Genomic DNA, 15191 nt, shown 5'->3' with positions numbered 1-15191 from the left:
TTATGAAGAAATTTCTGCCTGTCGCCCTGCTTTTCAGCTTTTCCAGTATAATGGCCCAGCAACGCCTGCTGGTTGATACCCATAACGATGTTTTCTCTTTTCAGCTGGTCACTAAAGCAGATCTGGGCAAACTGCAGCCTGTCGGAAATTTCGACCTCATAAGGGCAGCAAAAGGCGGATTAAATGCCCAGGTATTTTCCATCTGGTGTGGTGAAGACTATGGCAAAGGAAAGGGTTTTGCACATGCAAACAGGGAAATCGATTCACTTTATGCCTTAATTGCCCGTTATCCGGATAAGATGGCACTGGTAAAAAGCCCGCAAGAATTGAAAAAAGTGCATCAGCAAGGGCGATTTGCGGCAATGATTGGTGTTGAAGGCGGACACATGATTGAAGACAGGATGGATTATCTGGACAGCCTGATCAAAAGGGGTCTGGTCTATTTAACACTCACCTGGAACAACAGCACCTCCTGGGCCAGCTCGGCCAGAGATGAAACTACAGGAAAAGGTATGCGGCAGGCGGGTTTAAATGAGCTGGGTAAACAGATCGTAAAAACGCTGAACAAAAATGGCGTGCTGGTAGATGTTTCACACGCAGGTGAAAGAACATTTTATGATGTGCTGGCTACCAGCACCAAACCCGTTATTGCTTCGCACAGCAATGCGTATGCATTGACACCCCACCGGCGTAACCTCAAAGATGAACAGTTAAAAGCACTGGCAAAAAACGGCGGGGTGGTATTTGTTAACTTCTATAGCGGTTTCCTTGATAGCAGTTATGACCATCGTGTGCAGGATTTTCTTCAGCTGCATAAAAAAGAGCTGGATTCCCTGAACAACATTTACACAAAGGATTTTGCGCCAACCATGTTAAACGTAATGTATAAAAAAGAAGCTGATCAGATCCGTCCGCCATTAAGCGCACTGGTCAAACACATCGATTATATGGTAAAACTAATTGGTGTCGACCATGTTGGTATCGGCTCAGATTTCGATGGCTCTGAATCATTTCCGGCAGGAATGGATTCTGTTGCCGATTATCCAAAACTGGAAACCGCGCTTAAAAACATAGGTTACAAAAAGGAATGGATAGATAAGATCTTCGGAGGGAACTTTGTCAGGGTCTGGGAAGCCAGTAAAAAATAATATTTTTCACTGGCCGGCATCCAGGTAAAGGTCATTACAGTTAATTTGCGTCGTAAATGGTTACCTTCTCAAAAAGCACCCGGAACTGGTCTAAGAATGCTTTATGGATTTCATGTACCTGGTAAACATCATGCGCAGCCAGGTCTTCAAAAAACAGGATCAGCGAAAATGTATAACTGGTATCTACAACAGCACGTTCAATTGGTGCAGGTGTCCCAATGTGGAAGGTTTTAACAACTTCGATATTTTCCAGTGATTCCAGGCCTTTGCGGAAAGCATTTTTTTGATCTTCTGTGGTGTCGGCCTTTAGCCAGAACAAAACGTGATGAGCTATCATTTTTCTTATTTTTGGCGAATATAGGAAATCCACAGCAATTCAATAAAATACCCGCTTAGATTAGGAACAATATTTGTAAAAGATTTTATAACTTATTCAGAGCTAAAAACACAACATATAGTGGCCAACAAAAACCTATACCTGCTAATTGTTACCAGCCTGCTCAGCCTATCGGGATGTAGCCTGTTAAAAAGAGAACGGGTGACCAGGCACAATGGCATTGCACGATCCGACTTTGATCTGCCTGTATTTGCTTATCCGGCGGCCGACAGCAATAAAACCGGAACTTTAATTGTTATGTTATCCGGAGATGGCGGCTGGCTCGATTTCGAAGATAGCCTCTCCGTTCAATTTTCCAAGGCAGGCTTTAATACTGTAGGATTCAACTGCCGCGATTATTTCTGGGAAAGAAAAACACCCCGGCAAACCGCTGAGGACCTATCCATGCTCCTTCATGTCTACATACAACAATATAATTCCACAAAAATTGTACTTTGTGGTTATTCATTCGGTGCAGATGTAGTCCCTTTCATATACAACCGGCTTCGCCCGCACCTTAAATCCAGAATAACGGCACTGGGCATGTTGTCGCCCTTTGCAACCACAGATTTTAAGGTCCATACCTCCGATCTGCTCAATATTGCCAAAGACAATAGAAAATATAAAGTAAAAGCTGAAATAGACCGCATCAGAATTCCTGTTTTTTGTTTTTATGGAAAAGATGAAGAACCAAAAGCACAGGAAAACATCCTGAAACCCGGTTTTTACCTTAAACTGCTGGCGGGCGACCATCGCTATGAAGAATCAACATACCAGGAGATCGTAAACACCCTCACCAATACAATAAATCAAAAATGAAATTCAAAATCCTGCTCTTTTTATTGATATTGACTTACCAGGACTATACGCAAGCCCAAACTGCTTATCCTACACACCCGCTGTTTAAAAGTTCCCATAAACCGCTTGTCCTGTTCTTAACAGGTGATGGTGGATGGAATACATTTTCTATGCAGGTAGCCGATGAACTGGGTAAAAACGGATATCCTGTAATCTCCCTCGATACCCGGAAATATTTCTGGGAACAAAAAACCCCGGCCGGCTTTGCGGCCGACGTCAATACAATTGTCAGCAAATACCTTAACCAATGGAATAAGGACGAGTTCTGTGTGGTAGGCTATTCTTTTGGTGCAGAGGTTGGCGCCTTTTTACCCACACACCTGCCCGCTGCAACACTCGAAAAATTTAAATCCCTTGTCCTGCTTTCCCCAGGCTATTCCAACAGCTTTGAAGTCCGCTTCATCAATATGATCGCCACTAAAAACACCAATAAGGACAAATATAAGGTATACCCCGAACTGCTAAAATCTAAAATCCCGGTATGGTGCATCTTTGGGGAGGAAGAAAAGACCGACATCAGCCAGGAATTAAAAGAAACAAACAAAATCCGGAAAATCACGATCCCCGGTTCGCATCATTACAATGACGATGTACAGCTTGTGGTAAGCGGGGCAATAAAAGGACTGGTCAATTAACTGCCTTCAGAAACACGTCTCAGGGCCGATGGCACCTGCAACAAATGGTAATTATGACTGTAAATCAAATATTTCTTTTCCCAGTTGGGATAAAACTTCTCCTTGTATTTTCTTAAACCCTTAAACTGCCCGAATACTTTAAAATTCTCGTAGGCATACTTAATTGTTTTCTGGGTAATGTTTACCTCTTCCATTCCCGATAAAGGTGCCAGTCCCATATTGACACTGATATAACCCTGCTCTTTTAAATAAATAAAAGTTTTGGCCAGCAGCATATCCAGCACGCCGTTGGGTGCATCGCTGACCTTCCTGATCAGATCGTAGGTAGCCTCACCCGGCGCATAATCCGGTACCAGGTTCAAAAATGCATAAACCTTCTCTTCTTCATCCTCTACGGTAATGATCGTCTGCGTTTTTAAAATACTGGTATCAAAAACACCCTGGGTAAAAGCAACTTCCTTTTGGTGCAGCTCCGCCAGCCAGTTGTCCGATACCTTTTCAAGCTTTTGCAACAGGCCCTCCTTAATCGGTTCCTGGTAAACTTTTAAACAATAGCCTTCGGCAGTAAGCCTGCTGATGGCACTCCTGGTGGTTTTCATCTTGCCACCATCAAGTGTAAAACCAGTCAAGTCCAGAACAGCTTCTTCTCCTATAGGGATAAATTTATATCCTGCAGCAGTATACAGCTGTAAAGATTTTTCAGGCACGCGGTAATAGGCACTTATAAAACCATTCTGGGCACAGAAATCTTCAAACAGCCCGATCATTTCCTGTTGCGCCGTCTCAGTACCTGCAACGGGATCTTCCAGCACAATGGCAAAATGCCGTGTCACCTTAAAGCTGATAAAAGCCGTTTTGTCGGGCTTAAAGAATAAAAATTTATCGGGGTATACTTTAAAATAATCCAGTGCAGAAGAACCGTATTGCTGCAGCAACTGCCTCGCCAAGTCAAAATCCTGCTCAGAATTATAGGGCTTGGAAAAATAAGGCCTCAGTAAACTGAAAACTACAAAAAGGATCACTGCAGCCCCCGAGATATAGATGGAATCCTGAAAGCGCTCACCAAACCTGGTCAAAGGTGTCATTCCATGATAATCGATCAGAAAGAACAACTTTAAAACTGCTTTCAGTGCCTGCATAAAATGAAAGTCAATCCCAAAATGTCTTTTGTCTATGAAATAAAAGCCCAGTACCCCATAAGCAAGCAGGGCAAGTACTGCGTACAGCAACACCAGGTAATTGATGGAAACCAGTTTGGCATTGGGCTTAAGCTTATAGGAGCTTCTGGTATACCATAAAGCCGAAGCAGCAATAAAGGCCAGTAAGGCTTCCTCGTAATCCGCTGCCTTAAACAGGTGCCCGATAACTGAAAAAACAGTCAGAAACAAAGCCGTATACCAGGCTCGTCTGGAACCCTGTAACAAAAATATGCTGATGATAACCAGTATCAAGCCAAAAACCAGCACCAGTGAATTACTGGTAATGATCAGATCTTCTGGCAGCAGGTCTTTTACCATCCTTAAACGGGTAGGTATAGCTGGTGTAATAGCCGAAATGATGTTTACAATGCCCAGCACCAGGATAATGCATGCCGGCAGTATCCGCAGGATGAGGTTATCCTTTTTGGTGATAAAACTTATAATGCCCGCCAACAGCGGAATCCAGAATTCAAAAAACCTGAACAGCAGGGTAATGGTTGCTGCAGCAAGCACCGGAAAGCCAAACTGCTGTAAAACAAAGGTCAGCGACAATTCTATTGCTCCCAGTCCCCTTAAAAAAGGCGATGCGATCAGCAGGATCACCATCACGATATAACCTATAATGGCTGCCGGCCAGCTGGCATCAAAGCCAAGAGCCAGCATAGAAATGTACAGGTGTACAATACCAATCACCTCTATGCCAACAGAGATCAGTAAAGTTATCCAGAATTGTTTTCTGTTGATCTTTTCATTGATCATGTCATCCAGAACGGTAGACAGCGAGGGCCGCATCCTGGAAAGCCAGCGATAGGCACGGCCTTTTACAGAAATAGAATAAACAAGTAAAATAAAACCTGCCGTAAGCAACAACAGAAAAACAAAGCCCAGCAATTCGGCATTCCCTAACCTGGTAAACAACAGGGCGATGGCCAAAACCGGGACCGCTACAATAACTACCGAAAGGATACTGCAAAAACCAAATAAAGTAGAGGCCAGATGAATCTGTGATTTGCCTACCCCCTTCTCCTCTATCTCTTTCGTAAAAAACACCAGTGATGAAAAACCACCCGCCGGTAAAAAAACACTCACCAGGTTTCTTTTAAGAAACAATTTAATGGCCAGCGCCAGCGAAATCGATTTGTTTAAAGCTTTAAAACTGTACACATACATCAGTCCCTGCGCAAGGATATAAACTACAGTCAGCACTAATCCCAAAACAATGTAGACAGGTTGGCTGCGTTCCAGCTCCGCCTTGATCTTTACCACCTCAATGTGTTCCTGCCGGATAAAAAAGATCGCCATAGCAATCATAAAAATTGCCAGAAACAACTGCCAAAAAAACTTGTTGTAAACCAATCTCGAGAGGTATAACCTGGCTTTGTTCATATTGCAATTCTAAAAAAAGATTATGAATAGCATGTCTTTTTTTTAGCTTTTTATTTTGCCTGCTTTAAAGCTTCAATACTAAAACGGTTAAAAGCCAAAATAGTTTTAATTAACCACAGCCCGGCCCTCCAGCCAGGCCTTAAAACTACTTACCCTTTCCCTGCTGATGATCGCTTCCATATCGGTGGCCGGAAACAACTGTATCACAAACCTGCTGTTGTAATAAGTGGTGATCTTTCTTATGGCATCTATATGAACAATAAGCTTTCGGTTAATCCTGAAAAACAACCGCTGGTCCAGCAGCTTCTCCATCTGTTCCAGCGAATAATCCAAAGGTATCTCCTGCCCAGTCATGTTTATTGCCCGGGTAAGGCCATCCAAAAAATATATATAGGCAATATCCCTTGCTTTCACATATACCAGCTGGTTGTTTATCTTGCCAATAAACCGGGTGTGTTCTCTTTTAAAGAACTCCTCGGCAATCTGTGAAATGTTCAGGGCCGGATTCGCCGGCACCTTAAAATACTCATATTTTTCAATGGCCCGCTGTAAATCCTTTACATCAATCGGCTTCATTAAATAATCTACGCTGTAAACTTTAAAAGCCTGCAGGGCAAAACTATCATAAGCAGTGGTAAAAATAATCGGGGTATGGATCTCCTTTTGCTTAAACAGTTCAAAACAGTTTCCGTCTGAAAGCTGGATATCCATAAAAATCAGTTCAGCAAGGTCTTCATGCACATTAAGCCATTTTAATCCTTCTTCTACCGACTCAATAACCGCCAGCACTTCAACAGTTTCAAGGCATTTTTGCAGCAGCTGGATCAGCCTTTCTGCATTGTGTTTTTCATCCTCAAATATGATGATCTTCATAATTATTAATTATAGGGACTTTTACAATAAATTCATATTCGGTTTCGGTAATTTCTATCCTTTTATCACTCGTCAGTTCATACCTTTTGCTGATGTTGTCCAGCCCAACACCTATCGAATGCTGAAGCCCTGTGCGCTTTCTCAGGTCGTTCGAAACAATTAATGAATCTCCGACATCTTTTATATTGATATGCAAGGGGTCATTTGCCGAAAAACGGTTATGCTTTACCGCATTCTCCACCAGCATCTGCAGCGTAGCCGGTGGCACCATGCCCCTGTTCCTCACCTCCTCGTCTATGTCAATATTAAAAACAATGCTGCTCTGGTGCCTTATCCTGATCAGAAAGGAATAGGATGCTAAAAACTCAAGCTCCGTACGGATAGATACCAGGTTCTCAAATTTTTTGTCCAGAATGTACCTGTAGCTCTTCGCCAGTTGTGTAATGTATTCGGCCGACAGGTCGGCACTCTTATACACCAGGTTAGTCAGTACACTTAAGGAATTAAAAAAGAAATGTGGATCAATCTGGCTCTTCAGCACATCATACTTCGCCTGTATGTTCTCCCGCATCAGCCGCTCCGCATTCAGCTGGCTTTCTTTCCAGTTTTTGTAATAGAAAACGATGCCGCTATAAGCCAGGATCAGCAGGTAAAACATAAATGAACCAAAATAAAGGTCATAGCTCAAACTCGAAAAACTATTCCAGGCCTCGTATTTATGGTAAAGAAAAATATCAAATACCGAATAACAAAAGCCAAACAAAAAGCTGGATAACAAACCATAAACGATAAGGCTAAAACACAAAAACAGCAGCTTATAGGAAAGGTTATGGTTAAAAACATGTTGTTCCACATACTTAGAGACCCTCACTGCCCCTTCCCATGCCACCAGGCCCACCAGCACAAACATTAAACTGAAAGCCTGTGCCCTGAAAAGAAATGGGTTAAAATTTTTAGGAAACGTAAGGTCAAAAGATTTAAAGATGATACTGAATATAAACAGGACAACCGCCCTGATCCCATATTTAAATATTTTACTTTGAAAAACCGCTTCCACTTGCGTTGCATTCATTTTTAATAACATTATGATAAGCGAACCAATCAGCATCCCACAAAATCTAACAATAATTATTATCCCTGAACCAGTTCAGCGCATTGCCTATCGCCTTTTCTATAGGTGTATAGCGCAGTCCCAATTCCCGTTCAGACTTTTTGCCGGAATAGTAATTGTACAGGCAAAGCATATAGGCCGATGAATAATTCAGTTTAACTGATGTCTTGCTCAATACACCAAGCAATGTACCCATTATTCCCGTCATTTTTAAAACAAAGCCGGGAATGCAGATTAAGGTGGACTGCTGACCGGAAACTTTGTTCAGCAATTTAAAAAATGTCCTGTAGCTTAAATTTTCGCCTGCCAGCAAATAACAATCGCCATTTTTCCCCAGCTTAAGCGCATTTACAATACCCGTGCAAACGTCATTGATGTGCACAAAATTCTTTCCGCCCGGCGGATAAAAAACAAAACGCTTGTTCATACCGTGCAGGATGAGTTGTCCCGAACTTGGTTTTGCATCGCATTGTCCGATCATAAAGGTGGGATTCAGAATTACAGCTGGCAAAGCTTTGCCCGCTACCTGTTCCAGAACATACTGCTGCGCAATGTATTTGCTGCTGATATAACCCGAGCTCAAATGCGAGAGCCGGAAAGAACTCAGCTCATTTGCAGGCCTGTCTTTATCGCCATGGCCAATGGTATTGGCTGTGCTGATGTAGATCAGCTTTTTGACCCTGTACTCTAAACAGGCATTTACCACATGAACAGTCCCCTTTACATTCACCTGTTCATAAGTTTTAAAATTTACCCCCCATTGCGCGGTTACCGACGCGGTATGGACCACATAGTCGCATCCCTTAACTGCATGAAAAACCTCATCTTCATTACTGATATCTCCGTAATATACCTCACAGGGAATATCTGCCACAATGGCCATATCGGCCGAGGGCCGCATCATCAGTTTCACTTCGTAGCCCTGCCGGAACAGCTCCCTTGCCGCATTAGAACCCAAAAAACCATTCCCCCCGGTAATAAGTACCTTATTTGTCCTTTGTAAACTCATTTAATGGCCATCTCCTTTTTAACTGCTTTAGATACAATTTTCAGCTTGGTCTCTACGGGTAGCAAACCCATAATGCGGTGGTTGATCCTGTTCCAGAAACCAGGGATAATAAGGGCCTTGCCCGCCAGGGTTTTCTTCAGTGCTATTTCCGCAATCGCTGAGGTGCTGAGCAGGCCCATCCGGCCTTTTATTCCCTGTTCCATGATCCTCGCTGATACGCCCGAATTGGTCATGATGGGTCCAGGATAAACCACACTTACAGATACACAGGTATCACTCAACTCCTCCCTTAAGCCCAGCGCAAAAGATGAGATAAAAGCCTTCGATGCCGGATATACCGTTTTATAAGCTATCGGGGTAAATGCAGCCATGCTCGAAATGTTCATGATATAGCCCCTGTCCTGTTTCAGCAAGCCGGGCAAAAGGATTTGCGTAATCAGCACCATACTCCTGATGTTGACCTGTAAAATCCTGTCAATGGCTGTAAGCGGGCTTTCAGTAATGGCAACGGTTCCACCAATCCCCGCATTGTTGATCAGAAAATTGATCTTAAAGTTTTCAGCAATATAATTCAGCTTATCAACCAGCAAAATGCTGTCGGTCATGTCAAACTCAAATACTTCGATCTTAATCCCAAACTCCAGCATCAGGTTTTCGGCCAGTGATACTGTATTGCTGGCCGGAAGCGCAATCATAATGATGTTCATGCCCAGCCCGGCGCACTGTATAGAGAATTCCCTGCCCAGCCCGGCACTCGCGCCTGTAATCAATGTATACCTGCTCATCTCAGTGGTCTGCTTTCTTCAAAATAAACACTCAGATATTGTTGTACCTTCTTTAAGGAATCGCGGTCAGCACCCACCTTAAAATCTGAATCCTTATAGCTAAAATTTGCTATAAAATGCCTGATGTTCAAACATACAAATCGTTTTCCTATATAATGATGGATGCCTGTTACATCCGCCTTATCTATTCCGGAAAGGGTTTTTCTGCACAGGTATTCCAGCAATTGTATATTGATATCGTCCAGCTCATCCAGTACCGCATACTCGGCAAGCGACCTCATCAGGCTGTTGATCATCAGCATTTCCATCCAGCTGCAGCCAAAACCGTAATGTGTACAGGGTTTACGCTGTACCACATACTGCTCTACCAGTTCCTCACCCAGATAGGCCTGTTCTATTTTTTCCAGAAAATCAACCAGCAGGTTTGAAGCATCTGTAGCTTGCAGCTCATAATCAACTACCACACTGATAATTTTTCTCACTGTGCCATGCAATGCGATAAGATCAGACAGCTCACCAGAGAGCCTGATCCCTGATCCGTTTTCAAAAAGACAACTCTTTAACATAATGTGCTTATTTGTACCCTGCAAAACTGTACATATATTTACCGGGAAAAATAAATAAAAGACGAGCCGTCAATATTTCAGCCTGAGTTGTAAGAAAAGAGTACTCAAAAGAAATTGGCCTTAAAAGAGAAACGGGAATAAAGTCGGAGAGACTATTCCCGTTTATAAGGTCGATCCACCACAGATCAACCTAAACCAAACTAAACCGATACGATAAGAACAAATAACATGCCAAAAAAACAAAACCCCAAAATTCCCCTGTTTTCATCTTCAGCCTGACATACAGATGTCAGATAACTGATCATAAAACCATAATTTTGTCTACAATAGTTAACGCTGCTACAATTCTCCTATGAAAACAATAAAAATTCCTCCATTGCCCGCTGTACTCCTGGCCATCATCAGTGTACAGGGTGGTGCGGCAATCGCCAAAGGCTTATTCCCACTGCTTGGCGCTGCGGGCACTGCTTCTGTAAGGATAGGGTTCTCGGCCATCATCCTGCTTACAGTCTACCGGCCAAATTTAAAACAGCTTAGCCTGCAACAATGGAAAACAGTAAGCGCTTATGGCCTTTCACTGGGTGCTATGAACCTTATTTTTTACCTCGCCATAAAAAGGATCCCGCTGGGTCTGGGTGTAACGCTCGAATTTATCGGACCTTTGCTCCTGGCTGTACTGGGCTCCAAGCGGGCAATTGATTTTCTATGGGTGCTCCTTGCAGCCATCGGTATTGCCTGTATTGCACCATGGAACGAAAAAGGTGCCGACCTGCTGGGCATGTTCCTGGCCCTGCTGGCCGGTGCGTTCTGGGCAGGCTATATTGTACTGGGCGGCCGCATCTCCAAACTGATGGACGGCGGCCAGGCTGTAGCCATTGGGATGGTCTTCGCCTCAATTGTTGTATTGCCTTTTGGTATTGCCGGTGGTATATTAAACCACTTTAGTCCAACTATGCTGTTCTCGGGCATTGCGCTTGCACTGCTCTCCAGCGCCATCCCTTTTACCTTAGAGATCAACGCCCTCCGAAAAATACCTGCCCGTACTTTCAGTATTTTAATGAGCCTGGAACCTGCTGTAGCAGCAATATGCGGACTCCTCTTCCTGAATGAAATACTTTCTTTTTATGAATGGCTGGCCGTGGCCCTGGTGATCATCGCCAGCGCCGGGGCTACCCTTACAAAAGGAAAGCGGAACCTTTAAATCATAAAGGCCCCGCTTTCCATGTGTGCTGATCTATTTTATTTCAGCAGCTTGTCAATAGCCTGATAAGTCATAGGATGATAATTTCCTCTGGCAATTTTATAAATCTCTTTAGCAGTTTTTGTGCCCTCAGGAGTTTTCAGCAACGCTTTATAAAGTGGAATGATGTGCCACATCCGCCCATTTTCTATTAAGTACGACCTGATCCGCTGATCGGCTGCAGTATAATGGTGGCGAATGGCCAAAGTATACCAGCCCAGTTGTACATCCGTATTGTTGGAAGCCGTAAAATGAAACTCTTTATCCAGTTCCGACATTTCCTTAGCGGTCAAATCTGCTGGAAGCTGACTGATAAAATAACGTTTCTCATTGCTCGACATAATTTCCTTACGCAAACCGGTCAGCTGTCCGGTTTTTCGCCATCTGCCCAGTAAACCATCAATTATCTTAAATCTTTCTGAGCCAACCGCAACAATATTAGCAGGAATTCCAGGACCATACACCCAGGCTTTAACATTGATCTTCTGCTCCAATTCCCCGTCGCCCTTAATCAAGTTCTTATTCAAATAGTCTAAAAACTGCTCGGTAGTCAGCGATTGAAAGGCATGGGCATCAAAATAACTCCTTAAAAAAGCATCAAATTTTTCCCGGCCCACAGCGGCCTCAATGCCCCGTAAAAAGAAATACCCTTTTTCATAAGCAATGTCATTAGTGCCCTCATCCGGGTTCCGGCCGCTATAATCTGTTTTTAAATGGGTGTCCTTACTGCCTGCACCCATATCCGAAATCGCATCATCTAAAGCATGTCTGGCAAAAACGGCCTGCATGTCCGCTTCATGCTTACCATACAGTTCCTCATCAATCCTGCGCTCAAAATAATTGGTAAAGCCTTCATTTAACCAGAAATCATTCCAGGTTGCATTGGTAACCAGGTTTCCACTCCAGCTATGTGCAAGCTCATGACAGATGATACTCACCAGTGAGCGGTCGCCGGCAATAATAGTTGGTGTAATAAAAGTCAGGTTCGGATTCTCCATTCCCCCAAAAGGAAAACTGGGTGGCAGCACCAGCAAATCATATCTTCCCCATCGGTACGGACCGTATAATTTTTCTGCAGCCGTAACCATTTTACCCATATCGGCAAATTCCCAAACGGCTTTCTGTAAAACTGAAGGCTCAGCATACACACCCGTACGGGAATCTACAGCTTTAAAAGCAATGTCACCCACCGCCAATGCCAGCAAATAAGATGGAATAGCATGCACCTGTTTAAAATGGTACACACCACTGTCGTTTTTTACGGTAGGGTTTTCAGCACTCATCAATGCCAAAAGTTCTTTTGGCACCCTAACCCTTGCATTATAGGTAAAACGGATGCCGGGACTGTCCTGACAAGGAATCCAGCTGCGTGCAGCAATGCTTTCCGACTGGGTAAATAAATAGGGATGCTTTTTACCTGCAGTTTGCCGGGGTGTTAACCATTGCAGGGCACTTGCCTGCTTATCCGTAGTATAGTAAATATTCACTTGCCTGGTATCAGCTGAAATGGCCACTTTCAGTGCCTTGCCTATAAACTCCTTCTCTTGTCCGAAACTAAAAGTAGTGCTGCTTTCATCAGCACCCAGGCTAACCTTTTCAATATTGAGCTTACTGTCGTCAAAAACAAGCTCAGTCGCCCCCGCACTGTTATCAATTGTCCAGCTGGCCTTTCCTTTAATTTGCTGCTGCTCAAAATCAACCGCTATATCCAGGTCAAGGTGCTTCACAAAAGCAGCCGCGGCATTGGCATAAGAATGCGGGTCAGCCCCCCCTTCTGATAAAGCTGTTTTATGGTTTTCAGGCTGACAGGCAAGTATCATCAGAACAGGGATAGCTAAAATAAACCACTTCATATTTTATTTTAAAGCACTGATAGAATACTTGTATTTATACAGGTATTTAATTGGTGATCGTAACGGTTGATCTGTCTTTGTGTCCTCTGTCACCGAACGGGTCCCCTTTACATCTTTGGTCTTGGACACCATAAAAAATGCCATACCTGCTATCAGTGTTTTTCTAAGCATAGATTTATATTTTATTTGATATCGAAAGTAACAATTTCTTTTTTAATTGCACAGCATTATAAAAGGTCGTTGGCCAGATTGGCCAGCTCACTCCGCTCCCCTTTGTCCAGCGTAATGTGGGCATACAAAGGATGGTCTTTTGCATGTTCAATCAGGTAAGACAAACCATTGCTCTCCGCATCCAGGTAAGGGGTATCTATCTGGTAAATGTCTCCGGTAAAAATGATCTTTGTATCCTCTCCTGCCCTGGATATGATGGTCTTAATCTCGTGGGGCGTTAAGTTCTGCGCTTCATCCACTATAAAAAAGATCTTGCTCAGGGTCCTTCCCCTGATATAGGCCAGCGGGGTGATCACAATCTTTTCGGTACTCACAAATTCATCAATCCTGGCCTGCATTTTAGGATCATCGTTAAACTGCTCTTTTATGAACCTCAGGTTGTCCCATATCGGGGCCATATAAGGGTCAATTTTTGATTTTACATCACCGGGTAAAAAACCGATATCTTTATTGCTCAGGGCAACAATAGGTCGGGTTACATAGATCTGCCGGTAGTCTTTACGTTGCTCCAGTGCGCCTGCAATGGCCAGCAGGGTTTTTCCCGTGCCCGCCTTTCCCTGTATGGTAACCAGTTTAATATCCGGGTTTAGCAATGCATTTATGGCAAAGGACTGCTCATCGTTGCGTGGGGAAATGTTAAATATAGTACGCGGGGCGACAGGGAAAAGACGTCCCAGAGCCGCATTGTACCAGCTGGTTGTTGTTTTTCGCTTCCCTTTTAAAATACAGAAATGATTGGCTTCCCTGTCCTGCATGTCCAGCCCCCCTGCATCCACACTTTCTCCGGCTTTCAGCAGCTTAAACAATTCATCCGGAACATTCGTCAGCACTGCTTTTCCGGTGTACAGTTCATCTACATTTTTAATTTTACCGGTTTCGTAATCCTCCGCGTAGAGTTCCAGGGATTTAGCCTTTAAACGCAGGCATATGTCTTTAGACACCAGTACCACCTTCTTTTCAGGAAATTCCTGCTTCAGTCCCAATGCCGCATTCAGTATCCGGTGGTCAAATTTTCCCTTCCCAAAAACAGCTTCTGCATCAATTTGCCCGGGTACATTATCCATTACCACTTTAAACCGGCCATGTTTACTTCCATTTAAAGGGATCCACTGGTTCATGATCCGCTCGCCCGAAGCATGGTCCATCAGCCTGATGAAACTCCTGGCTTCCGCGTTGCGGGTTTCATTGCCGTTTTTCATGTTGTCCAGTTCTTCCAGTACCTGTATCGGAATGGCCACATCATGCTCCTTGAAATTGTTAAAAGCATTGTGATCGTAGAGGATCACCGAGGTATCTAAAACGAAGATCTTTTTTTCTGTACTCATGATGTATAAAAATAAAGAAAAGATTTGTATCCCGGGGGCTAAAAACAATTAAAGCACCCCTACAGGTGCCTTAACATTGTTATTAATTGGGGGGAATTAACGCTAATGTAAACACATACATTATCATAATGAAATAATTTTTTATCATTATCTGTAACATAATTAAAACACTACATTAATTTAACCCTCAGAAAGGTTTCCAATATCGGGAAATGAAAATAACAGTAATGGGAACAGAAAAACGCATAAAAAAGAAAACGGAGCCCTTCTTCTTTCGATTCTGGTTCTCCGTTTTCACCTTTCCTATGGCCGTGGCCACAAAAAAAGCATCAATTCGTCTTTTACTTAACAATACGTAATGTTCTTCAGTCCATGCGAACTTTGAAATCCGTTATCCTTACTCCGGTCTGTCATTCCCTTAGAAATGCGCAGTGGTGTAGTGTCTGTCCTGGTGTCAGTGCTATTCATTCGCCTCTCGGTTCCTGATGTGTAGGTCTGCTTCGCTGTCTCCTTTGAATTCGATCCTTACTGATCCTTCGAAAATCCCAGAAACTTTTGCCCGGAGGCTCCTGATTCTTTTTGGAATGTTTCTCAGA

The 15191-nt window shown here is 43.4% G+C and carries 13 protein-coding genes; 4 read left to right on the top strand and 9 right to left on the bottom strand.

The features are described from left to right. The first annotated feature begins 2 nt into the window (after nt 1–2). Complete coding sequence (locus HDC92_RS05775) at nt 3–1148, top strand: dipeptidase (protein WP_183872948.1); 1146 nt, start codon at nt 3–5, stop codon at nt 1146–1148. A gap of 40 nt (nt 1149–1188) precedes the next feature. On the opposite strand, the gene HDC92_RS05770 is transcribed toward HDC92_RS05775, so the two are convergent. Further along, on the bottom strand, nt 1189–1485 hold the full coding sequence (locus HDC92_RS05770; protein ID WP_015808251.1) for a Dabb family protein: 297 nt from the start codon (nt 1483–1485) through the stop codon (nt 1189–1191). 120 nt (nt 1486–1605) lie between these two features. Here HDC92_RS05770 and HDC92_RS05765 point away from each other — a divergent pair, with 120 nt between their 5' ends. Together HDC92_RS05765 and HDC92_RS05760 are read left to right on the top strand one after the other, a co-directional pair. Then, nucleotides 1606–2343 (top strand): virulence factor family protein, encoded by a 738-nt coding sequence (locus HDC92_RS05765; RefSeq protein ID WP_015808252.1) that lies wholly within the window; start codon nt 1606–1608, stop codon nt 2341–2343. After that, nucleotides 2340–3017, top strand: a complete 678-nt coding sequence (locus HDC92_RS05760) for a virulence factor family protein (protein WP_015808253.1) — start codon at nt 2340–2342, stop codon at nt 3015–3017. The genes HDC92_RS05765 and HDC92_RS05760 overlap by 4 nt, the downstream gene beginning before the upstream one ends. Here HDC92_RS05760 and HDC92_RS05755 read toward each other — a convergent pair. The 6 genes from HDC92_RS05755 to HDC92_RS05730 all read right to left on the bottom strand — a co-directional run bounded on the left by HDC92_RS05755 (nt 3014) and on the right by HDC92_RS05730 (nt 9946). Continuing rightward, the gene (locus HDC92_RS05755) at nt 3014–5602 is read right to left on the bottom strand and encodes a phosphatidylglycerol lysyltransferase domain-containing protein (RefSeq protein ID WP_183872946.1); all 2589 of its coding nucleotides are present in this window, start codon (nt 5600–5602) and stop codon (nt 3014–3016) included. The genes HDC92_RS05760 and HDC92_RS05755 overlap by 4 nt on opposite strands. Before the next feature lie 105 nt (nt 5603–5707). Then, nucleotides 5708–6475 carry a LytR/AlgR family response regulator transcription factor gene (locus HDC92_RS05750; RefSeq protein ID WP_015808255.1) on the bottom strand — a complete coding sequence of 256 codons (768 nt, stop codon included), beginning with the start codon at nt 6473–6475 and terminating at the stop codon, nt 5708–5710. Next, nucleotides 6456–7547: a sensor histidine kinase gene (locus tag HDC92_RS05745; RefSeq protein ID WP_255484458.1), complete on the bottom strand. Its 1092-nt coding sequence runs from the start codon at nt 7545–7547 to the stop codon at nt 6456–6458. Before HDC92_RS05745 ends, HDC92_RS05750 begins: the two co-directional genes overlap by 20 nt. Nucleotides 7548–7593: 46 nt before the next feature. Then, nucleotides 7594–8595 carry an NAD-dependent epimerase/dehydratase family protein gene (locus tag HDC92_RS05740; RefSeq protein ID WP_183872942.1) on the bottom strand — a complete coding sequence of 334 codons (1002 nt, stop codon included), beginning with the start codon at nt 8593–8595 and terminating at the stop codon, nt 7594–7596. After that, the gene (locus tag HDC92_RS05735; protein WP_183872940.1) at nt 8592–9380 is read right to left on the bottom strand and encodes an SDR family NAD(P)-dependent oxidoreductase; all 789 of its coding nucleotides are present in this window, start codon (nt 9378–9380) and stop codon (nt 8592–8594) included. Before HDC92_RS05735 ends, HDC92_RS05740 begins: the two co-directional genes overlap by 4 nt. Further along, a complete protein-coding gene (locus HDC92_RS05730; protein WP_183872938.1) occupies nt 9377–9946 on the bottom strand; it encodes a DUF6904 family protein in 570 nt (189 codons plus the stop codon). Before HDC92_RS05730 ends, HDC92_RS05735 begins: the two co-directional genes overlap by 4 nt. A gap of 352 nt (nt 9947–10298) precedes the next feature. On the opposite strand from HDC92_RS05730, the gene HDC92_RS05725 reads away from it, so the two are divergent. Further along, nucleotides 10299–11147, top strand: a complete 849-nt coding sequence (locus HDC92_RS05725) for an EamA family transporter (protein WP_183872936.1) — start codon at nt 10299–10301, stop codon at nt 11145–11147. Between the two features lie 38 nt (nt 11148–11185). On the opposite strand, the gene HDC92_RS05720 is transcribed toward HDC92_RS05725, so the two are convergent. Beyond that, nucleotides 11186–13039 (bottom strand): M1 family metallopeptidase, encoded by a 1854-nt coding sequence (locus tag HDC92_RS05720; RefSeq protein WP_183872935.1) that lies wholly within the window; start codon nt 13037–13039, stop codon nt 11186–11188. A 227-nt stretch (nt 13040–13266) separates the two neighbouring features. Next, the gene (locus tag HDC92_RS05715) at nt 13267–14595 is read right to left on the bottom strand and encodes a PhoH family protein (protein ID WP_183872933.1); all 1329 of its coding nucleotides are present in this window, start codon (nt 14593–14595) and stop codon (nt 13267–13269) included. Nucleotides 14596–15191: the final 596 nt, after the last annotated feature.

The organism is Pedobacter sp. AK017 (assembly GCF_014200825.1).
GTDB classification, from domain to species: domain Bacteria; phylum Bacteroidota; class Bacteroidia; order Sphingobacteriales; family Sphingobacteriaceae; genus Pedobacter; species Pedobacter heparinus.
This window is presented reverse-complemented; position numbering and strand designations above follow the sequence as displayed.